Source organism: Roseburia amylophila (genome assembly GCF_025567465.1).
GTDB classification, from domain to species: domain Bacteria; phylum Bacillota; class Clostridia; order Lachnospirales; family Lachnospiraceae; genus Roseburia_C; species Roseburia_C amylophila.
Window position 1 is genome coordinate 20,842 of sequence record NZ_JAOQKI010000003.1, and the last position, 23,068, is coordinate 43,909.

General features: G+C 40.4%; 20 protein-coding genes and 1 pseudogene. All 21 read left to right on the forward strand.

Annotation, left to right across the window (positions count from 1 at the left end):
• Positions 1-2 precede the first annotated feature (2 nt).
• The 21 genes and pseudogenes from OCV43_RS02520 (at position 3) to OCV43_RS02620 (ending at position 23,057) form a co-directional block, all read left to right on the forward strand.
• On the forward strand, positions 3-860 hold the full coding sequence (locus OCV43_RS02520) for a carbohydrate ABC transporter permease (RefSeq protein ID WP_022243665.1): 858 nt from the start codon (positions 3-5) through the stop codon (positions 858-860).
• 124 nt (positions 861-984) lie between these two features.
• Entirely contained in the window at positions 985-3,612 is a 2,628-nt protein-coding gene (locus OCV43_RS02525; RefSeq protein ID WP_262623336.1) for a GH36-type glycosyl hydrolase domain-containing protein, read from the forward strand.
• A 4-nt stretch (positions 3,613-3,616) separates the two neighbouring features.
• Positions 3,617-5,911, forward strand: a complete 2,295-nt coding sequence (locus OCV43_RS02530; protein ID WP_262623337.1) for a hypothetical protein — start codon at positions 3,617-3,619, stop codon at positions 5,909-5,911.
• Positions 5,912-6,125: 214 nt separating this feature from the next.
• Positions 6,126-6,659, forward strand: a complete 534-nt coding sequence (locus tag OCV43_RS02535) for a hypothetical protein (RefSeq protein ID WP_262623338.1) — start codon at positions 6,126-6,128, stop codon at positions 6,657-6,659.
• A 51-nt stretch (positions 6,660-6,710) separates the two neighbouring features.
• Positions 6,711-7,238 (forward strand): hypothetical protein, encoded by a 528-nt coding sequence (locus OCV43_RS02540; protein ID WP_262623339.1) that lies wholly within the window; start codon positions 6,711-6,713, stop codon positions 7,236-7,238.
• A gap of 15 nt (positions 7,239-7,253) precedes the next feature.
• Positions 7,254-8,606, forward strand: a complete 1,353-nt coding sequence (locus OCV43_RS02545) for an MATE family efflux transporter (protein ID WP_331494958.1) — start codon at positions 7,254-7,256, stop codon at positions 8,604-8,606.
• A 94-nt stretch (positions 8,607-8,700) separates the two neighbouring features.
• Positions 8,701-8,799, forward strand: a pseudogene (locus tag OCV43_RS13965) (hypothetical protein); the annotation flags it as partial.
• A 9-nt stretch (positions 8,800-8,808) separates the two neighbouring features.
• Positions 8,809-8,985 (forward strand): hypothetical protein, encoded by a 177-nt coding sequence (locus tag OCV43_RS02555; protein ID WP_262623340.1) that lies wholly within the window; start codon positions 8,809-8,811, stop codon positions 8,983-8,985.
• Positions 8,986-9,117: 132 nt separating this feature from the next.
• Positions 9,118-10,311 (forward strand): ATP-binding protein, encoded by a 1,194-nt coding sequence (locus OCV43_RS02560; RefSeq protein ID WP_262623341.1) that lies wholly within the window; start codon positions 9,118-9,120, stop codon positions 10,309-10,311.
• A 161-nt stretch (positions 10,312-10,472) separates the two neighbouring features.
• Positions 10,473-11,021 carry a stage V sporulation protein T gene (gene spoVT, locus OCV43_RS02565; protein WP_022243657.1) on the forward strand — a complete coding sequence of 183 codons (549 nt, stop codon included), beginning with the start codon at positions 10,473-10,475 and terminating at the stop codon, positions 11,019-11,021.
• A gap of 52 nt (positions 11,022-11,073) precedes the next feature.
• Positions 11,074-13,185, forward strand: a complete 2,112-nt coding sequence (locus OCV43_RS02570; protein WP_262623342.1) for a transglycosylase domain-containing protein — start codon at positions 11,074-11,076, stop codon at positions 13,183-13,185.
• Between the two features lies 1 nt (position 13,186).
• Positions 13,187-13,846: a hypothetical protein gene (locus OCV43_RS02575; protein WP_262623343.1), complete on the forward strand. Its 660-nt coding sequence runs from the start codon at positions 13,187-13,189 to the stop codon at positions 13,844-13,846.
• A 143-nt stretch (positions 13,847-13,989) separates the two neighbouring features.
• On the forward strand, positions 13,990-15,105 hold the full coding sequence (gene srtB, locus OCV43_RS02580) for a class B sortase (RefSeq protein WP_022243654.1): 1,116 nt from the start codon (positions 13,990-13,992) through the stop codon (positions 15,103-15,105).
• A 51-nt stretch (positions 15,106-15,156) separates the two neighbouring features.
• Complete coding sequence (locus tag OCV43_RS02585; protein WP_262623344.1) at positions 15,157-16,413, forward strand: leucine-rich repeat domain-containing protein; 1,257 nt, start codon at positions 15,157-15,159, stop codon at positions 16,411-16,413.
• A gap of 335 nt (positions 16,414-16,748) precedes the next feature.
• Positions 16,749-16,979 carry an acyl carrier protein gene (gene acpP, locus OCV43_RS02590; protein WP_022243652.1) on the forward strand — a complete coding sequence of 77 codons (231 nt, stop codon included), beginning with the start codon at positions 16,749-16,751 and terminating at the stop codon, positions 16,977-16,979.
• Positions 16,980-16,982: 3 nt separating this feature from the next.
• Positions 16,983-17,909, forward strand: coding sequence for an enoyl-[acyl-carrier-protein] reductase FabK (fabK, locus tag OCV43_RS02595; protein WP_022243651.1), 927 nt, complete (start codon positions 16,983-16,985; stop codon positions 17,907-17,909).
• A 10-nt stretch (positions 17,910-17,919) separates the two neighbouring features.
• On the forward strand, positions 17,920-18,834 hold the full coding sequence (gene fabD, locus OCV43_RS02600; protein ID WP_262623346.1) for an ACP S-malonyltransferase: 915 nt from the start codon (positions 17,920-17,922) through the stop codon (positions 18,832-18,834).
• A complete protein-coding gene (gene fabG / locus OCV43_RS02605; RefSeq protein WP_262623347.1) occupies positions 18,821-19,561 on the forward strand; it encodes a 3-oxoacyl-[acyl-carrier-protein] reductase in 741 nt (246 codons plus the stop codon). The genes fabD and fabG overlap by 14 nt, the downstream gene beginning before the upstream one ends.
• Before the next feature lie 94 nt (positions 19,562-19,655).
• A complete protein-coding gene (fabF, locus tag OCV43_RS02610; RefSeq protein ID WP_262623348.1) occupies positions 19,656-20,891 on the forward strand; it encodes a beta-ketoacyl-ACP synthase II in 1,236 nt (411 codons plus the stop codon).
• Between the two features lie 14 nt (positions 20,892-20,905).
• Complete coding sequence (gene fabZ / locus OCV43_RS02615) at positions 20,906-21,343, forward strand: 3-hydroxyacyl-ACP dehydratase FabZ (protein ID WP_262623349.1); 438 nt, start codon at positions 20,906-20,908, stop codon at positions 21,341-21,343.
• 1 nt (position 21,344) lies between these two features.
• Positions 21,345-23,057 (forward strand): acetyl-CoA carboxylase carboxyltransferase subunit alpha, encoded by a 1,713-nt coding sequence (locus tag OCV43_RS02620; RefSeq protein WP_227700682.1) that lies wholly within the window; start codon positions 21,345-21,347, stop codon positions 23,055-23,057.
• The last annotated feature ends 11 nt before the right edge of the window (positions 23,058-23,068 follow it).

The following is a 23,068-nucleotide window of genomic DNA, read 5'->3' on the forward strand; positions in this document are numbered from 1 at the left end:
ATATGAATCGAACGGTAAAGAGAAGAATAGGAAGGATATTATTATATTTGGCAGTGATATTATTGGTTCTTTGGACGCTATTGCCAATTATCTGGATGTTTATATCCAGTATCATATCAGAAAATGAATTGTTAAGTAGTGACAAAATACTGCCTACATCAATTACCTGGGAACGATACAAAATGTTATTGTGGGATAAAAATCCAACAAAACAAGTTGAAGTATTCCGAATGGCAATAAAAAACAGTTGCATTGTTGCGGGTACAACAACAGTAATTAGTCTTGTATTAGGTGCAGTGGCATCCTATGCGTTTGCAAGATTACGCTTTCGAATGAAAAAACCAATGTTATTTGGAGTAATGTTTTTTCAGCTGCTACCACCAATTGCATTGGTAATACCGTATTATATCATGATTAGCCGGATGGGGCTGCTGGATCATTTGGGAACATTAATATTAATTAATACAAATGCAGTTCTTGCCTATGTAATCTGGGTCTTGAACGGATATTTTAAATCGGTTCCATTTGAACTTGAAGAAGCGGGACGGGTAGATGGTTGTAGTTGGAATCAGGTGTTTTGGAAAATTATTATGCCGACAGCATTACCGGGATATGTTGCAGTAGGTGTTCTTGCATTCCTTATGGCATGGGATGAATTTCTGTATGCATTAATTTTTACTACATCAAAAACTTCGAAGACATTAACGGTTGCGGTATCAGAGTTTGGAACAAAGTATGGAATTGATTATGGAATGATGATGACTGCAGGATTGCTGGCTACAGTTGTACCAATGGTATTAGCACTAATTTTCCAAAGATATATTGTAGGAGGATTAACGGCAGGAGCGGTTAAGGGTTAAGAAAAAGGAGTAAAGAATGGAACACGGATTTAAGTGGAATTTTATTGACAAAAAAGGGACGTTTGTTTGTGAAAATGCCCGGGAAGTAAATCAATTATATTTTCCTATATGCAATGAGGCTGGAATGAAAGCATCGGTGACACCCTGCTTAAATGGAGATGCCAAAAAGAATCAAAATGAATTTTTGTATCTGCCAGTTTCAGTAGAGGACTTACATAATAATCGTTCTGGAAGAAATTTCTGGGTTTATACAAAAGAGCAGGGAGCATTTTCTGTGGTGGGAAATTCTGCAAGACAGAGAGCAGAGCATTGTTTTAAGGATGAAGAAAAATGGAATAAAATAGAGTGCGGATTGCTATATCACAGCTTGTATTATACAATTCCTGAATTGAAATTAAACTGTATTTTTACAACGTTTTGTCCGGCAAATGAGGATGTAGTAGAAATTAACAGGGTTATTCTGGAAAATTACGGGTCAGAGATTCTGGAATTTGTGCCAACAGCGGCATTCCCTATTTTTGGACGATCGGCAGATAATTTAAGAGATCATAGACATGCAACATCACTGATGCAGAGGATAACATTGGAAGAAAACGGGATTGTTGTAAAGCCAACGATACACCATGATGAAAGAGGTCATGAACCGAATGATACAAGTTATTTTGTATATGGATCAGATGAAAGCGGGCAGGCAGCAGTAGAAATGTTCCCTACAGTAGAGGAGTTTATTGGAAAGGGAGGAACATTGGACTGGCCTGGAACAGTAGTAGAAAATAGTATACCAGAACATGATATGACATATCGGAAAGATGGTATGGAATGCATTGGCGCAATGCGTTTTGCAAAGGTACGGTTAGCACCAGGCGAGAAAAAAGAATATATTATCTGCGCTGGAATTACTGAAAAAGAAAATTTTAACAAGGAGTTTGAAAAGTATAACAGTAAAGAAAAGGTTGAAGCTGCGTGGAAACAAAATGAAGAGCATTGGAATGGAGAAGCTGACAAGATAAAATTTCAGGGCAATTCAGATAAGTTTGATGGCTGGTTAAGGTGGGTAAGTATACAGCCTGTTTTAAGAAAAATATATGGTTGTTCATTTCTTCCATATCATGATTATGGAAGAGGTGGTCGCGGGTGGAGAGATTTGTGGCAGGATTATCTGACATTATTATTACAAAATCCAATGCGGGTTCGAAGTGTTTTTGTTCATAACATGAAAGGTGTCAGACTGGATGGAAGTAATGCAACTATTATTTTGGACGGTGAGGGCAATTTTCAGGCAGACAGAAACAAAATATCCAGAGTTTGGATGGATCATGGTGTCTGGCCATTATTTACACTGTTGTTATATATGAATCAAACTGGAGATATTTCTATTTTAGATGAAGAAGTGTCTTACTGGAAAGATGCACAAATTGAAAGAGCGAAAAGGATTGACACAAATTGGAAAAAAGAAGATGGAAATAGTCAAAAGACAAAGGATGGTGAATGTTATACCGGAACAATATTAGAGCATTTACTTTTAGAAAATTTAATTTGCAGCTTAAATATTGGAGAACATGGGAATATAAAGCTTGAAGATGGGGATTGGAATGATCAGTTGGATATGGCTCCGGATAAAGGGGAAACAATACCATTTACGGCTTTTTATGGAAAAAATATATGTGATATAGCAGATTTACTTGAGATTCAAATAGAGAAAGAAGACCGAAAAACGATTTCTGTATTTGAAGAAATGGAAGTACTGCTTGAGGGATTAAAGGAAAAGGAACCCCAAAAAGAAGTGGAAGTATTAAAGAAATATTATGAACACATAAGATTTGGAATAAGCGGAAAAAAGAAAAAAATACCGGTTTTAGAATTAAAAGATATGTTGCGCTGGAAAGGAAAACAATTATTGCAGCAGGTCCGAGAAAATGAATGGATTGAATTATCATCAAAAGAAGGCTTTTTTAATGGTTATTATAACAATGATGGAAATGCAGTTGATGGAATTCTTGGAGATGGAAAATTGCGATTTGGATTGACAGCCCAGACCTTTTCTATTATGTCAGGGGCGGCAACGGATGAACAGGTTCAAAAAACAATCCATGCTGTAAATAATTATCTTCCAGATAAAAATACCGGAGGAATCAGGCTGACGTTACCATTGGGAGATAATACCTGGAATTTTGGAAGAGGATTTGCACTTATTTATGGAGAAAAAGAAAATGGTGGCATGTTTAGTCATATGACAACTATGTATGCTTATGCGTTATATAGCAGAGGGTATGCAAGGGAAGGTTATCAGATTATAAAATCTATTTATGAACTTTCTACAAATACACAAATGGCACAAATATATCCTGGTGTACCGGAATATATCAGCAGTAGAGGAAGGGGAATGTATTCCTATGTTACTGGTGCAGGAAGCTGGACAATTTTTCTGATGCTGACACAGGTATATGGCATACGTGGACAACTTGGAGACTTATTAATTGAACCAAAACTAGTAAAGGAGCAGTATGATTCCGGTGAAGTTTTAACAGTAGACACATTATTTGCGGAAAAAGAAGTATGTGTTTCCTTTTATAACAGAAAACATTTGGATTATGGAGAATATCAGTTGGGTGAACTTAGCATAAATGGAGAAGTATGGAAGAATCAGATAAATAGTACCTCTGTTGTGCTACATCAGGCTGAACTGGAAGAAAAGCTTATAGCAGGTAGGAAAAATCAAATTTGTATCGAATTAGTGGAAAGGAAGGGATGATGTGATGGAACTTAAATTTCCGGTGGGATTAGAAAAAAATGAAGTTTTAATAGAAAGGGACGGAATAAAAATAGAAGTACCGTGGCCGGTTCAGATTCAGATTTTAAAGGAAAGAAACAAGAAAGCAAAGTATGATGTAATAAGAAATGAAAAAAACATTTATATTGCAGAAGCAGACGTAGAAGTAAATAAAGAAAATAGATTTCATATTACTGATATGTGGGAACAAAATACAAATAATATAAAATTGAGCAGAAAGGTGGCCTGCATTTCAGCAGAAAAAGAGACTGCTATCCGGATATCTACGGAATTCCATTGTAAATCAAAACATGCAAAAAATTTTGACGATTATCAATTTGTAATACCGGGAGCTTTTTATAATAAGAATGATACAGACCAGAATGGACAGGATGATTATCTTGGAACTTTCGAGCAGGATTATAAGGATGATAGAAATCCAAATTTGTCAGTGACAGGATTTGCAAAAAATGACAAGCAATTTATTTCACTAATTCGGGCAGATATTCCAAAGGTGGATACTACAATAACCAGAAAACAGATAGCGGAAAGGCATTTTGTTCATAATACAGATATTGGATCCCTGGGAATTGCACCGTCTGCAAATAGAATGGAAGAATTTTTGTTACGTTGTGATTATCCATTTTATGAAAGAAATTCATTTTGCTTAAATGTAGATGGATCGGAGTGGGCTGCATATCGAAAGATAAAACAGGGAGAAGAATTGGAAGTTTCATATATCCTGCAGTTTGGAGAAGCTGAAAATCTGACAGAAGCATCGTGGAAGACGAGCGTATTTCAGATGGAACGAATTCTTAATGATGATATCAGGCATCCATTTAGTTTAGAAGAAACAATACCATACAGAAGAGACTTATTACACAATAGTTTTAGAGATTTTCCGGAAAAGAAAAATCATCCTTGTGGTTATGTGTGTCATTTCTCGCCGAGAGAAAATTATGGAAATCAAAACGTACTGGAATATGGATTTTCCGGAAATCAGACTATGGTTTGCTATGAAATGTTTCGGGCTGCAGAAGAAACAGGAAAGGAAGAATATAGGGAAAGGGCATTAAAAACAATACAATTTTTTGTGGAACACTGTATTGCAGAAAGTGGTTTGCCGAATGCGATGTACAGTGTAGAAAAAGAAGAATTTGTTTATTGGTGGACTGGCGTATTAATGCCATTTCAGTATTCGGAAAACAGAGAAGAATTAGAAAAATTTCTGGGCAATCAGGTCGTAGGTGCAATGATGGGAATTGCAGAAAAATTAAAAGGAACAAAAGGAAATTATTGCCGGACTATGACGGAGGCTATGTATTATTTAATGCTCTGTTTTCTTGAGGAAAAGGAAAATGGAACATTACATAAAGACTGGCTGGATGTAGTGGTTGCATTTTGTGATAAAATGATTGAAATTCAGAATACAGATGGCTCCTGGTATCGGGCATATACGATGGAAGGTACTCCAATGACTTATCCGGAAGAATGGTTTGGAAGTAATGTGATAGAGCAGGGGTCAGGAACAATTTTTCCGGGAGAAGTATTAGCATTAGTACATGAATACACCGGTAATGAGAAATATAGAAGTGCATTGTGTAAAGCTGCTGATTTTATTATGGAACATTATATAGAAGATGTTTTATATCTGGGAGGATTAAATGATACAACACATAAAAAGTCTGTAAAGATAGATGCTGTTGGAGTAATGTATAATATGCGGACATTGTTGTTGGCTTATGAAACTACCAAAAAAGAACGATATTTGTATGGCGCAAAATCAGCAGCACAGATTCTTGCATCATGGACTTATCTTTGGGATATTCCGTTTGATGAAAATACACTTCTTGGAAAGAATGATTTTGGAACAACTGGCTGGGCAGGGTGTGATGTTATTCCGGGATGTAGCTATGTGGACGATGAATTTGTAGAATTCGTACCAGATTTAATGCGAATTGCAGAGTATAGCGGGAATAAAAAACTGGCTATATTGGGAAAAATTGTAACATTAGGAATGCAGCACGGTTTATCTATGCCACAAAGAATGTATGGATATACAATGCCTGGAATTCAGTGTGAAGGATTTCTGACATCCTTATGGCTTTCTGATACAGATGATTTGGAATTTTCGGGAGCTGTAGCAAAAAATAAAGGAGATGATAATGATACTTGTAATGGACTGATAAATGGTCAGGCACTTTACAATCTCGATTCATTAAAAAGAAGATATCACACATTAGAGTTTGATAAAATAATTGAGCAGATATTTGCCGAGTAAAGTTATAATGCCTCATAGACATTTTATGCGTCTATGAGGCATTTTCTATAGAAGTCGGTATCGCACCGATTAGTATCAGCAGTGCTCCCAGAATTTCAAAAGGAGTCAGAGTTTCGTGCAAAAGCAGAACAGCAAAGGTAACAACCGATAGTGTTTGACAGAATAAGCAGTGTTCATTACAATGTTTTTAGAAAAAAGAAATGGGGGAACAGAGATGTTAGAATGTGAAATTGAAATCGGAAAAGAAGAGCAGGATGCGCTGCTTGAAATCACTTTGAATTCGAAGGAGTATCGAAAGAAAAGAAAAGCGGAAGCAATAAAATTTTCAATTCTGATTGTAGCTTGTATTTTGATTATAATATGGAGAGTAACAAATAGTGATACAAGGCTTGTTGTACTTTGCTCACTCCTGGCTGCATATAGTCTTTTTATGATATGCGGAGGAAGCAAGCTGATGCAGAAGACGGTATTAAAGAAATCTGTTACAGCAATGGATAAAGAACTAAAATCCGGTTATCGGAAGTATACTTTCAGTGAAGAGGGAATTCTTTTAAAATCAGAAGTTTCAGAAGGAAATACTGCATGGACACTTTATAAGGATTGGGAAATCTATGGAAATTACATCTGCATCAGGAATCTGTCGAATGAAAATGTTCTTGTAAAACAGGATAAATTGTCGGCAGAAGAGAGGACATGGCTGATTGATTTACTGACCCGTCATCTGGGAAAAGCAGTAAATGAGAAATGAATGGAAAGAAAATAAATAAAAAATAGATGAAAAGAAAATGGGGGAACAGAGATGTTAGAATATGAAATTGAAATCGGAAAAGAAGAGCGGGATGCGCTGTTGGAAATAACTTTGCAATCGGATGTATACCGGAAGAGAAGAAAAGTGGTAACGATTACTTCTGTGATTATGTGCATAATCTGTCTGCCGTCCGGAATGTTAAGCTTTATGCTTGGCAGGGCAGAAATGGGTTCACTTTTTATGATTCTTTGGGCAGCTTTTCTATATTTTGCATGCGGCGGGAAAAAGGTACAGCAGAAAGCACGACTTAAGAGATTTTACGCAAATGCACAGAAGGCACTGGTAAGTGGCCACCGCAAGTATATTTTCAGTGAAGAAAGCATCAGCATAAAATCAGAAATAGCGGAGGGTGTGAATCTGTGGACTGCCTATAAGGACTGGGGATTCTATGAAAATTATATTTATATCAGAAATCTGTCCAATCAGGTGATTCTGGTAAGACAGAGTGAGCTGTCAGCAGAAGACCATGCATGGCTGGTGGATTTGCTGACCCGTCATCTGGGCGCAGCACTGGCTTAGAGGAAGCAGAATGAAATGATGGAACGGAATCTTACTACAGGAAGTGTATTTAAAAATGTAATTATATTTTCGCTGCCATACCTTTTATCTTATTTTTTACAGACATTGTATGGAATGGCAGATTTATTTATCATCGGGCAGTTTGAAGGAGTTGCCAGCACTACGGCGGTATCCATTGGCTCACAGGTCATGCATATGATAACAGTTATGCTGGTGGGACTTGCCATGGGAACAACGGTCAGCATCGGACAGGCGATTGGAAGCAAAGATAAGAAACGGGTGGCAGAAGGAATTGGAAACACGGTAATCCTATTTATGGGAGTTGCCCTTGTGCTGATGATTGTGCTGCTTTTGCTGACAAAACCAATTGTAACAGTAATGTCTACACCACAGGAAGCAGTAATGGGAACGATATCCTATCTTACCATCTGCTTTATCGGGATTCCTTTTATTACAGCATATAATATTATCAGTGCAATTTTCCGTGGCATGGGTGACAGCAAGAGTCCGATGTACTTTATTACCATTGCATGTGTAGCAAATATTGTCTTGGATTATGTATTTATCGGCGGACTGCATCTTGGACCGGCAGGTGCAGCTCTTGGAACTACCTGCGCCCAGGTCATTAGTGTAATGATTTCCCTCGTTATGATTATAAGACAGCGGGAGAAATTTTCTCTTAGCAGAAAAGATTTCAGACCGAACCGAAATGTAATGGGACAGATTTTAAAAATCGGTATTCCCATTGCATTGCAGGACGGTTTCATCCAGGTGGCATTTATGATTATCACCATCATTGCGAACCAGCGTGGATTAAATGATGCAGCGGCTGTGGGAATCGTGGAAAAGATAATAAGCTTCCTGTTCCTGATTCCGTCCTCCATGTTATCAACAGTATCTGCACTTGGTGCACAGAATATCGGAGCGGGAAAGAGGCAGCGTGCCAATGAAACACTGCGCTATGCTGTGATGATTACAGTGGGCTTTGGAATTATCGTAGGAATCTTCATGCAGTTCTTCGCCAGTCCGGTGGTGGCGTTATTTACAGATGCATCGGATGCATCGGGAGCGGAAGTGGTACGTCTGGGAGGTCAATACTTAAGGGGATATGTCTGGGATTGCATGTTCGCAGGAATTCATTTCAGCTTCAGCGGATATTTCTGTGCCTGCGGCAAATCCGGCATCTCATTTTTACATAATATCATTGCAATTACACTGGTAAGAATTCCGGGCGTTTATCTGACTTCGACTTTATTCCCGGATACCTTATTCCCGATGGGGCTGGCAACGGCAGCAGGCTCCCTGCTTTCCGCAATCATCTGTGTTGTTGCATTTACAATCTTAAACCAGAAGGAAAGGCAGAAATGAACCAGCCATCTCTTAAGAAAATGACAGGCTTGGAGCGCCGATTGCGCTGCAGGATTTACTGGCATCCATTTTCTCTTCAGATGAAGCGGTTATTCTGGCGGCGGCAGATTACTTAAAGGCATACGCCATTGACTGCATGTTTACCGCAATCTTTTTCTGCTATACCGGATTTTATAATGGAATCGGCAGGACGAGATTTGTCATGCTTCAGGGAATCATCGGAGCCTTTGGTGTCCGTGTTCCGGTGTCCTATTTTATGAGTCTTCGTCCGAATCCGTCCTTATTTGAAATTGGACTGGCGACACCGATGTCATCCATTGTGCAGTTGATTTTATACCTTGGATTTATGGCGATTTTAAAGAGAAGAGAAAAACAGTAGTAAGTAGGAACTTAATTTCACAATATATAATATGTGTTTAGTTACAACTGTTAGCCAAAATTGAAAAAAGATTGATATTGGCTAATATACACAATATAATAAGCACATAATATGTATAAAGGATGGGTGTACATGAAACTGATAGAACGGCGACAGTATTTGAATAAGTTAATTAATGTACTTGGAACTCCGGATATCAAAGTTGTTACAGGTGTAAGACGAAGTGGAAAGTCTAAATTGCTGGAAGCGTTTAGAACATATGTTGAAAAAGAAATTCCAGATTGCAACATTATTCAGATTAATTTTAATTTACCGGATTATGATGACTTGCTAACATATCGTGCATTATATGATTATGTAAATGAACATTATGTGGCAGGCAGGGAAAACTTCGTATTTATTGATGAAGTGCAGATGTGCAAGGATTTTGAAAAAGCAGTAAATGGACTGCATGCAAGTGAAAAATATGATATTTATATTACGGGTTCTAATGCCTTTTTACTAAGTTCTGATTTGGCAACATTATTTACCGGACGTACTTTTGAAATAAAAATGTATCCTTTTTCATTCGGGGAATATATGGAGTATTTTGAATTAAAGAATCAGTATAAGGCATTAGATGAGTATGTGCTTGAAGGTGGAATGGCAGGTTCCTATCTTTATAAAGATCAGGAAGCTAAATTTGATTATGTGGCTGATGTATTTGATACTCTGATTATACGGGATATCAGAAAAAAATACAAAATACGGAATGTGCAGCTTATGGATAGAATTGTGGACTTTTTAATGGATAATATTTCAAATTTGTCATCTGCCCGTAGTATTACAAATACATTAGGAAGTATGCATGAAAAAATTCATCATACGACTGTAGGCTCTTATATGCAGTATTTGTGCAACGCATTCGCATTTTATAAAGTAAGAAGGTATGACATTAAAGGAAAAAAATATTTGTCGAGCAATGATAAATACTATCTGAGTGACCATACTTTTCGTTATGCAAAACTTGGAACAAAAAACATGGATTATGGTCGAATACTTGAAAATATTGTGGCAATTGAGCTACTTCGTAGGGGATATGAGGTTTACGTGGGAATATTGTATAAAAAGGAAATAGATTTTGTTGCAATTAAACGTAGCGAAAAAATTTATATTCAGGTATCTGATAACATAAGTGATGATAAGACTTTTGAAAGAGAGGTATCACCACTACTGCAGATTAAAGATGCATACCCTAAGTATGTTATTGCCAGAACGAGACATGATGCATATCAATATGAGGGAATCAAGATAGTCGATATTGCGGATTGGTTATTGGATAAATGAACTATTAGCCAAAAATGAAAAAAGATTGATTTTGGCTAATAAAAACACCAGTGATTTAAAAATGTAAATACGAGGAAGGTTTGCATAATTCCTCCTGTTTTCCACATACTACCCATACAGCACAAAAATGGAAAGTATGTAGGAAACAGGAGGAATTTTTAATGAAAGCAACAGGAATTGTACGTAGAATAGATGATTTGGGGAGAGTTGTAGTGCCAAAGGAAATCCGCAGGACACTGCGAATCCGGGAAGGTGACCCACTGGAAATTTTTACAGACCGGGAAGGTGAAATCATTCTTAAGAAATATTCTCCGATTGGAGAACTGAGCCAGTTTGCCGGACAGTATGCGGAGAGCCTGGCACAGAGCACTGGGCATCTGGTATGTATTACCGACAGGGACCATGTGATTGCGGCTGCAGGAAACGGAAAGAAGGAATTCGAAGGAAAGCCAATCAGCAGGCAGTTAGAGGAACTGATCGAAGACCGGAAAAATATTCTTGCACAGCAGGGAGACAGCAAATTTGTACGAATTACCTTAGATGATACCGGGAACTATCATGACCAGGCAATCAGCACGATTATCTGTGAAGGAGATGCCATCGGAGCAGTTGTTTTATATGAGAAAAATGAAACTGCAAAAATGGGAGAAACCGAAAGCAAGCTTGCTATTACAGCGGCGGGATTTTTAGGAAGACAAATGGAACAGTAGCCTTGTAACTTTTTATGGAACAGTGTAAAATAGAGCAATATGGAGGAATCCCATGTCCCATAAAGAGAAGAAAAAAAGAAAAAAGAAATACCGTGGTTTCTGGCTTTTTGTAAAGCTGCAGATAGTTCTGATACTTCTGGTAATCGGCGGGCTGGCGTATTACTATTTTGGCGGGTATGCCAGTCAGGTCAGTGCCATGCATGAAGAGGCAGTCCGGTTTGTAAAAGAGTCGACGAAGGACACATTTCGGGCGGAGCAGACCAGCCAGGTTTATGATGTGAATGGAACGAGAATCATGTCACTTCGTGGCACCAAGGATGTAAGCTATCTGACCAGTGATGAGATACCGGAAGAAGTCAAAGAAGCTATGGTCAGTATTGAAGATAAAAAATTTTACAGTCATGGCGGAATCGATTTTAAGGCAATTATCCGTGCAGTCTGGGCAATGGTGCGTAACGGAGAAGTAACCCAGGGCGGAAGTACCATTACGCAGCAGCTTGCAAGAACCATTTTCCTAAATAATGACAGAACGTGGCAGCGAAAAATGGAAGAAATTTTCATTGCCACAGAGCTGGAAAAGAAATATACCAAGGATGAAATCTTAGAGTTTTATCTTAATAATATTTATTTTGGAAATGGATATTATGGCATTCAGGCGGCGAGCCGGGGATATTTTGATACAGATGTTTCATTTTTGTCATTGTCCCAGATGGCATATCTTTGTGCGATACCGAATAATCCGACGATGTATAATCCTTATAAGAACCCGGATAATACGTTAGGAAGACGTGACCGCATTTTAAAAAACATGTATGAGGATGGCAAAATCAGCCGCAGGGAATATAAGGATGCCAGACAGGAAACGATTGTACTCAGCACAGCAGAGCCAACAAAGCGTTATGATGCGGTAGAGACCTATGCCTGCTATTGTGCAACACGGGCATTGATGGAGCAGCAGGGCTTTGAATTCCGGACAGATTTTTCTTCGGAGGAAGATCGAAAGACCTATGAAGATGCCTATCAGGAGCAGTATAAAACCTGCGAACAGTCTCTTTATACAGGAGGCTATAGAATCTATACTTCCATTGATTTAAATATGGAAGAGCAGCTTCAGAATGCAGTGGATGAGAAGCTGCAGGATTTTACCGATGTCAATGAAGAGGGCATTTATACATTGCAGAGTGCGGCAGTATGCATTGACAATGAGACCGGTTTTGTAAAAGCAGTCGTAGGCGGAAGAAGTCAGGAATATGACGGGCATATGCTAAACCGCGCCTATCAGAGTTACCGGCAGCCGGGCAGTGCCATCAAACCGTTGATTGTATACACACCGGCGTTGGAGCGGGGCTATACCCCGGATACTGTGGTGGAAGATGCACCGATTGAGGATGGACCGGAAAATGCCAGTGGCAGGTATCTTGGTAGCGTAACCTTGCGTTATGCAGTAGAAAATTCCATTAATACAGTGGCGTGGAATCTTTTAGAAGAGATGACTCCCGTTACAGGAATTTCCTATCTGAAGGAGATGAATTTCGCAAAGCTGTCCCCGGAGGATGAAAGACCTGCCGCATCCCTGGGTGGATTTACCAATGGAGTCTCTCCGGTAGAAATGGCGGCGGCTTATGCCACCATAGAAAATGATGGAAAATACCGGGAGCCTACCTGCATTGTAGAGATACAGGATGCAGACGGAAACGCTATCTATCAGAAAATTGTCGATGAAAAGCAGGTTTATAAAACCAATGCAGCCCGTTGGATGACCAATATATTAGAGGGTGTTCTGACACAAGGAACAGCAAAGGGAATGGCATTGTCCGAGACTGCCAGTGCAGCGAAAACAGGAACCACCAATTCCAATAAGGATGGCTGGTTTGTAGGCTATACAAAGTATTACACCACCAGCGTCTGGGTTGGATATGATATTCCGGCAGAACTTCCAGGACTGACAGGAGCCAGCTATCCGGGAGAAATCTGGTATGATTATATGGAAAATTTACATAAAGAATTACCGTATGCAGATTTTGTGGCACCTCTTGGTACAGGCAATGATGCTGATGCGGAGAGTGGCACAGATGTGACAGAGGGTAATGCGGCAGAGAATGACACCATAGAAAATGACACTACAGGAGATAATACAGCTCCGGCAGAGGAAGAAAGGCGATAATATGGAAAAGAAAGCTGATTTAAAGACAATGACCTGGAAACAGCGGATCGGATTTGTCTGGGACTATTACAGACTTGTAATACTGGCAGTAGTTGCAGTGATTATTTTGATTGGTATGACGGTATATCATTATATGACCACAAAGGAAGATATTTCCCAGATTGTATTAGTAAATGCAAAGAGTATGCCAGCAGATGAAGAACCGGATTTCTCAGAATTCATGGAGCAATATGGATATGATACAGCAGCCCAGGAGGTTGTGGTAAATGATGCATATTATGTGGATTTAACCAGCACAGATACCAGTAATCTCTATTCCTATCAGTCCCTGCAGACAGTGATTGCAGGCGGTGGAGTAGATGTTTTGGGTGCTGATGAAATGGTTTTTGAAAATCTTGCCCAGTCTGGTGCCATAGCAGATTTGACGCAGTACTTTTCCAAAGACGAGCTGGAACAGTTAAAGGATTATATCTTCTATGTAGAGGATAAGGACACCGGAGATACTTTTGCAGCAGGCATCCGTCTTGGAGCCGGAAGCTGGCCGGTTGAACACGGTTATTATGAAAAGGAATGTATTCTTGGTATTGCCCTTGGCTCCGAACATAAGGAAGCAGCGGAGCAGATGTTCCGTTATTTGCTGGAAAAATCCAATTTAGACTAAAGAAAGTGCAAGATATAGACGATATAAAAATAAGAAATGGTACATTGTGTATATCTTGCGGAAAAATCTTGCGAAAGATGACAAAATGACCTATAATAAAACTACCTGGACCATGAGAAGATAAGGCAGATGAATCATAAATTATGGATGAAAAGATTTATAAAATAGGTGATTATGAATTCGAAACCTTAAGGGAATACAGGCAGGCGCAGGAAGATTTAAAGAAAATCAAGTATATTACCGATGAACTGGATATTTATGATCCAGAAGTAGCAATCCGGTTGTATACCATGATGCGCACGAAGAAAATCCGTTTTAAAAGTGAAATCGGAAAATCGTTCTTCTGGTGCATTTCAGATATTGTTGCGGATAGTTCGCAGAACATGATAGAAGAAAAAATTGCCAAGGAAGAAGCGGAAGCAGAAGCAAAGCTGCCATTTCATTTTACCTGGCAGAAGGTGGTCGGCATCGTATGCATCATTGTTGCGACAGCCTGTATCGGATATTATGCGATTTCGGAATATGCGGATTATAAAGCTGCTAACAGGCTTAAGGATTTACAGAATAAGAAACAGAATAATGTAGTAGAGCACCTTGTAACAGGAACGGAGCAGATGAATCCGGAAATCACAGAAGATGCAACTGAAACAGGAGAGACAACAGAGCAGCCACTGATTATGTTAGAGGATTATGTTTCCCTGTATGCGGAAAATCCGGAATTAATCGGATGGTTACATATTCCGGATACGGATATTGATTATCCGGTCATGCAGTCTTCACAGGAAGAACCGGATTATTATCTGAAACATGATTTTGATAAAAATGACGACCTGAATGGCACCCTTTTTATCGATGCCAGAAATGATTACATAAACAGGGATACCAATATCATCATTTACGGACATAATATGAAAAGCGGAATGATGTTTGGCGAATTAAAGAAATATCTGGACGAAGATTTCTACAATGCCCATAAGACGATAGAATTTAATACTCTTTATGAAAGAGGAGTCTATGAAGTCATTGAAGTGGGATTATCGGAGGTCCAGTATCAGGATGAAAATGTATTCCGGTATTATAATTTTCTGAATGCAGATTCCGAAGAAGAATATCAGGAATATTTAAATAATGTGGCACAGCTTTCTGTATATGGCACAGAGATAGACAGTACTTATGGAGACCAGCTACTGACTCTTTCTACCTGCAATAATTATACACAGGACGGAAGAATGTTTATACTGGCAAAGCGTGTACAGTAAGCAGATAAGAAGTATAATGTATCAAGCAGATAAAGCTAGGAGAGATGAGAGATGCAGATATTGAAAAAAGGATTTTCTATTTTTGCAGCAGTATGTTTGCTGCTGGCAGTGATGCCGGGACAGACAGTCCGGGCAGACGAGACAACAGATGAAAATGGATTTACAGTAGATGACAGTGGAACACTGGTTGCCTACAGCGGAGCCGGTGGAGCAATTACAATTCCAGAGTCAGTATCTACAATTGCAAGTGGTGTATTTGCATCCAATACATCCATTACAAGTGTAACGATTCCATCTTATGTGACTGGAATGGGAACCGCAGTTTTCTATAACTGTACAAGCCTTGGTTCTGTCAGCATAGAAGGAGATATCGGTTCTATTCCGGCAGAGACATTTTATAACTGTACAAGCCTTACCAGTGTATCTATTGGAACTTCAATTTCATCCATTGGTTCCCAGGCATTTGCAGAGTGCAGTTCATTATCCCAGTTTACAATTCCTGAATCCGTAGGAAGCATCGGGGATAAAGCATTTTATGATTGTACGTCTTTAACCGGAATTACAATTCCGGCTGGCGTTTCCAGCATCGGAAGCAATGTATTTACCGGCTGCAGCAGACTGGCATCCATCAGTGCTGCATCAGGAAATGGTACATATGCATCCAGTGACGGATGCCTTTATAACAAAGCAATGACCAGGTTAATCCGTTGTCCGGAGGGAAAATCCGGTGCAAAAATTGCGACCAGTACTGTAACCATCGGAGCAGGTGCTTTTGCAAACTGCAAGTCGGTTACTTCACTGACAGTTCCGGATTCTGTTAATACCATTGAAACAGATGCGTTCAGCGGCAGCAGTATCAGTACAATTTTGATTCCGGCGAGTGTAACGTCAATCGGAAGCCAGAGCAGCTGGAGTCCATCCACAATTTCCGGTTATTCAGGAACACAGGCACAGGTATATGCAACCGGAAATGGAATCAGTTTCCAGAGCCTTGGAGGAGAGAATCCACAGCCGACTCCGGATAATGGAAATAATTCCAATAGCAATGGTTCAACAGATACTTCCAACAGCAACAACGGAAGTGGTTCCGCTACTACAGTAACCGGTGGAGGCACAGCAGTGACTGGCGGAAATGTGATTGGCGCAACCAAGTACAGCAATTCCGGTAAGACAGTAACTTCAGGCAGCCATGAGAAGGACAGCACACCGAAGACAGGTGACGGTATCAATCCGGTATTCTTCTTATGCATCGGAGTATTATTAGTAGGTGTTTACTTTGTAGTATCAAATCGTAAAAAAGCTGCATAAGTGATAAAAAATAAAAGAAGTAACTAACATAAGACAGTGAAAGAACAGAAAGTTCCGACACTGTCTTTTTTACGCGAGTAGCGAGAAAAAATCTGAGAGAAAAGAAAGAGCCAGGCTTGCCTGAGCGAATTTCTTTTCTCAGCAGATTTTGGCGAGCACCGCGATAACTCGAGAAATACGCAAAGCGTGTTTCTCGTAGTTTACGCGAGTAGGTAAAAATATAGTTGACAACAGAAATGCTTATGTATATACTTTGAGTTGCAAATAATTTGACAATCAAAATATTTGCAACTCAAAGTATTATCAAAGAAAAGACAAAAAAGGAGAACGAAATAATGTTAGAAAAATTAGCAGAATTAATCAAAGAGCAGTTAAACTATGATGGAGAGGTAAAAGCAGAATCCAATTTCAAGGATGATTTAGGAGCAGATTCTTTAGACTTGTTTGAACTGGTTATGAGCATGGAAGAAGAATTCGGTGTAGAGATTCCGTCAGAAGATTTAGAGAAAATCGCAACTGTAGGAGATGTTATTGACTACTTAAAAGCAAAGGGCGTTGAGGAATAAAATATGAAAACAAGAATCACAGAACTGTTAGGAATAGAAGAGCCTGTTATTCAGGGCGGAATGGCATGGGTTGCAGAATATCATCTGGCTGCTGCAGTATCTGAAGCAGGTGGACTTGGTATTATCGGTGCAGCCAGTGCTCCACCTGAAGTGGTTCGGGAGCAGATTCGCAAGGTGAAGGAACGCACCAGCAAACCATTTGGTGTAAATGTCATGTTGATGAATCCGAATGCACCGGAAGTGGCAAAGGTGGTAGTTGAGGAGCAGGTTCCGGTTGTCACAACAGGAGCCGGAAATCCAGCCAAATTCATGAGCCTCTGGAAAGAAGCAGGTGTTAAAGTAATTCCGGTAGTAGCAAGTGTAGCTATGGCAAAACTTATGGTCCGCGGTGGCGCAGATGCTGTTGTGGCAGAGGGAATGGAATCTGGTGGCCATATCGGTTCCACTACAACCATGGCATTGGTGCCACAGGTGGCAGATGCCATTGATGCACCGGTGATTGCAGCCGGAGGAATTGCAGATGGAAGAGGAATGGCTGCAGCATTTATGCTGGGTGCAGAAGCAGTTCAGATGGGAACAAGATTTGTGGCAGCCAAAGAATCTATCGTACATGCAAACTACAAAGAGAAGCTGATAAAATCCAAAGACATTGATTCTGAAATAACAGGTTCCAGTACCGGACATCCAATCCGTGTCATCCGTAATAAGATGAGCCGTGAGTATCTGAAGATGGAAAAAGAAGGCGCAACATTAGATGAATTAGAACAGCTTACCCTTGGTTCCCTCCGCAAAGCAGTGATGGACGGCGATGTGGTAAATGGAAGTCTGATGGCAGGTCAGATTGCCGGAATGATACAGGATGAATTGTCCTGTAAGGAAATTATTACTTCTATCGTATCAGAAGCAGAACGTCTGATGAATCGAAAATAAGGAGAAGAAAATGAGTAAGGTTGTATTCATGTTCCCTGGACAGGGAGCGCAGTATATTGGAATGGGCAAAGATTTCTATGATGCCTGTGAAGAGAGTAAAGCCGTATATGAGCTTGCTTCAAAAGTAACCGGACTTGACATTGCAAAGCTTTGTTTTGAAGAAAATGAAGAAATCAATATTACAGAGTATACACAGATTGCCATGCTGACCACAGAGGCAGCAATTTATGCAGCATTAAAGAAAGCTGGAAAAGAACCGGCAGCTTGTGCAGGATTAAGCCTTGGAGAATACGGTGCATTGATTGCATCCGGTGTCATGAGTATGGAAGATGCATTCCGTGTCATTCGTGTAAGAGGAATCTTTATGCAGGAAGCAGTACCAACCGGCGGAGCAATGGCAGCCGTTTTAGGACTGGATGCGAAGGCAATTGAAGAAGTATGCAGCAATACCGAAGGAATTGTATCTATAGCAAATTATAACTGTCCGGGACAGATTGTAATTACCGGAGAAGAAGCAGCAGTAGAAAAAGCCGGTGCAGCATTAAAGGAAGCTGGAGCAAAGCGTGTGGTTCCGTTAAAAGTAAGCGGACCGTTCCATTCCGCCATGTTGACCGGAGCCGGAGAAAAATTAGCAGAAGTATTGGAAAATACAAAGCTGCAGGAATTTAGCATTCCGTATGTAACCAATGTGACAGCAGATTACGTTACCACAACAGAACCGGTAAAAGAGCTGTTAAAGAAGCAGGTATCTTCTTCTGTAAGATGGCAGCAGAGCATTGAGCGTCTGATCGCGGACGGTTATGATGAATTCGTAGAAATCGGACCGGGACATACTTTATCTGGATTTATGCGTAAAATCAACCGGGATGTCAAAACGGTAAGCATTGAAAAACTGGAGGATTATAAAGCTTATGTTGGAGAATAAAGTAGCACTGGTAACCGGTGCAGCCAAAGGGATTGGTCGTGCCATTGCACTTCGTCTGGCAGAAGACAAAGCAACGGTAATTGTAAATTACAATGGCAGTAAAGAGCGGGCAGAAGAAGTAGTAAAAATGATTACCGATATGGGTGGCAGAGCAGAATCCTATCAGTGCAATGTGGCAGATGACGAGGCATGTCAGACCATGATCAGGGATATCATAAAGAAATACGGACATCTGGATATTCTTGTAAATAATGCAGGAATTACAAGAGATAATCTTGTGATGAAGATGAATGATGAAGAATTTGATGCAGTTTATGAGACAAACTTAAAAGGCGTATTCCATACCATTCATCATACATCCCGCTATTTCTTAAAACAGAAAAGTGGAAGGATAATCAATATATCATCCGTATCCGGAATTACCGGAAATGCCGGACAGGCAAATTATTGTGCAGCCAAAGCCGGAGTCATCGGATTGACTAAGAGTGTTGCAAGAGAACTGTCCTCCCGTGGTATTACTGCAAATGTAGTAGCACCGGGAATGATTGAGACCGATATGACAAAGGATTTGCCGGATACGGTAAAAGAAAATATGCTTCATAACATTCCGCTGGGAAGAATCGGAAAGCCGGAAGAAATTGCGGCAGCAGTTGCATTCTTAGCATCCGAAGAGGCAGGTTATATCACAGGACAGGTGCTGGCTGTAGATGGCGGAATGACTATGTAGATGCAGAAATAATACTGGCTGATGAAAAAGCTTAGAAAGAACAGCGGATGACGAATGACATAAGATGGATTGTTTAGATAGAGAGGATAAGAACATGAATCGTAGAGTTGTAGTAACAGGATTGGGTGCAATTACCCCGATTGGAAATAATGTGCCGGAATTCTGGTCTGCAGTAAAGCAGCAGAAGGTAGGTATTGGCGAGATTACACATTTTGATGCAACAGACTATAAATGTCATCTTGCAGCAGAAGTAAAGGATTTTGATGCAAAAGAATATATGGATTTCCGCTCTGCAAAGAGAATGGAAGCATTCTGCCAGTTTGCCGTAGCGGCAGCCAAAGAGGCACTGGAGGATTCCGGACTTTCCATGGAAGCAGAGGATGCATACCGTGTGGGTACTTCCATCAGTTCCGGAGTCGGAAGTTTACAGGCAATCGAAAGAGAGCATAGCAAATTATTGGAAAAGGGACCGGGAAGAGTAAATCCTTTATTTGTTCCGATGATGATTTCCAATATGGCAGCAGGAAATGTATCCATTCAGTTTGGATTAAAAGGAAAGAGCTTAAATATCAGTACCGCCTGTGCATCCGGAACGAATGCCATTGGTGAAGCCTTCCGTACCATCCAGTATGGTGATGCAGAAGTGATGGTAGCAGGTGGAACAGAAAGCTGCATTACTCCGCTTGGAATAGCAGGATTTACATCTTTAACCGCACTTACTTCTTCAGATGATCCAAAACATGCATCCATTCCGTTCGATAAAAACAGAAGTGGATTTGTTATGGGAGAAGGTGCCGCAATTGTAATTTTAGAAGAATTGGAGCATGCAAAGAAACGTGGAGCAAAGATTTATGCAGAAGTAACCGGATATGGATGTTCTTCGGATGCATACCATATTACATCTCCGGCAGAGGATGGTGCAGGTGCAGCAACTGCAATGATAAATGCAATGAAGGATGCCGGTGCAAATCCGGAAGAGATTACTTATATCAATGCTCATGGAACCAGCACCCATCATAATGACTTATTTGAGACAAGAGCAATCAAGCTGGTGTTTGGTGAGCATGCAAAGGATATCCGGATTAATTCCACCAAATCCATGATTGGACATCTTCTTGGAGCAGCAGGAGCCATCGAGTGCCTGACCTGTGTAAAGGAAATCGAGGAAGGTTACATTCATGCAACCGTAGGTTATGAGACACCGGATGAAGAACTGGATCTGAATTACTGCAAAGAGGCATATGAAGAAGAAGTACCATATGCCATCAGTAATTCACTGGGCTTTGGCGGACATAATGCAAGTCTGCTTCTGAAAAAATATCAGGCATAAAGGAGAAGGGAACAATGTCAGTACTGACAACGAAAGAAATTATGGAAATCATCCCACATCGTCATCCGTTTCTTCTGATTGACACGATTGAAGAACTGGTGCCGGGACTTCGTGCAGTAGGAAAAAAATGTGTTACCTTTGATGAACCATATTTTGCAGGACATTTTCCGGGAGAACCGGTAATGCCGGGTGTTTTAATTATAGAAGCACTGGCACAGACCGGCGCGGTAGCAATGCTCTGTCAGGATGAATTCAAAGGAAAAACCGCATATTTTGCAGGAATCAGCAATGCAAAATTTAAGAAAAAGGTAGTTCCGGGGGATGTACTTGTTTTGGAAACAGAAATCATAAAAGTAAAGGGACCGATTGGAGTTGGAAAGGCAACCGCAACAGTAGATGGAAAAATAGCTGCAACGGCAGAGTTGACATTTGCGATTGGAAGTGGTGAGTAAAGTGAGCAGATTACTGGATAAAATCAAGGAAAATAGAGCCGTAAAGGATGCCACAGAAGGTATTTTACAGGAAGAAAAAAAGAAAGAGGAAGTACTTTGTAAAGCCTGTGGCAAAATGGTAAACAAAGCAGAGGTAGTAAGAAACCGCTATGTCTGTTATGAGTGTGGAGCATATTTCCGCGTAAAAACCGGAAACCGCCTGAAGATGGTATTAGACCCACAGAGCTTTGAAGAATGGTTTGCCGAAGAGCATGGAACGAATCCGCTGGATTTTCCGGGCTATGTCGATAAGCTGACAGCAGTTCGTGAGAAAACCGGATTGAAGGAAGCCGTAACCGTAGGAAAAGGTAAGATTTACGGAGAAGATGCGGTCATTGGTGTGTGTGATGCCAGATTTATGATGGGAAGTATGGGGCATGCCGTCGGAGAGAAAATTGCGGGGGCAGTAGAACGTGCCACGGAAGAAAAACTTCCGGTTATTCTTTTCTGCTGTTCCGGTGGAGCCAGAATGCAGGAAGGTATTGTATCCCTGATGCAGATGGCAAAGACGGCAGCAGCTTTAAAGAAACACTCCGATGCCGGACTTTTATATATTTCCGTATTAACTGACCCGACAACCGGAGGAGTGACAGCAAGCTTTGCCATGTTAGGTGATATTATTTTAGCAGAGCCTGGTGCACTGATTGGATTTGCCGGAGCAAGAGTAATTGAGCAGACCATCGGACAGAAGCTGCCGGAGGGATTCCAGAGAGCAGAGTTCCAGTTAGAGCATGGTTTTGTGGATGCCATTGTAGAACGGAAGGATTTAAAGAAACGTCTGTATGAAATCCTTCGTATGCATAAAGTAAGTGGATATGCCAAATTTGATCCGGCAACTGAAGTAGACGGAAGACCGACAGAGTTGATGCGGGAACGCGCTTACAATACAAAAGAAAAGAGTGCCTGGGAAAAGGTTAAGATGGCACGTAAGGTAGACCGTCTGTCAGCAGAGGATTATATCAACAGTATCTTTACCAAATTCATAGAATTTCATGGAGACCGTTATTACAGGGATGACCCGGCAATTGTGGGCGGTATCGCATACCTTGACGGACAACCGGTTACGGTAATCGGAATCCAGAAGGGAAAGGACATGAAGGACTGCATGCGTCATAATTACGGAATGCCATCTCCGGAAGGATACCGTAAAGCAATCCGCCTGATGAAGCAGGCAGAAAAATTCCATCGTCCGGTTATCACCTTTGTTAATACAGCCGGAGCATTCTGCGGTATGGAAGCAGAGGAAGGCGGACAGGGAGAAGCTATTGCAAGAAATCTTTATGAAATGTCAGGGTTGAAAGTTCCGGTTATTACCTTTATGATAGGAGAAGGTGGAAGCGGCGGTGCATTGGCACTGGCAGTTGGAAATGAAGTCTGCATGATGGAGAATGCAACTTATTCCGTACTTTCTCCGGAAGGCTTTGCATCTATTCTCTGGAAGGATGGCAAGCGTGCCAAAGAAGCAGCAGAAGTAATGAAAATAACAGCAAAGGATCTTTTAGAACTTGGCATTATCGAGAAAATTATACCGGAGTATGGTGGAGCAGATGATGAGGCATTGAGTTCCATTGCAGTTTATATGCATAAATGTATCCGCGAATTTTTAGAATCATATGAAGGAAAAAGCGGAGAAGAGATTGCAAAAGCACGTTATGAACGTTTCCGTAAATTTTAAAGGAGCAGAGC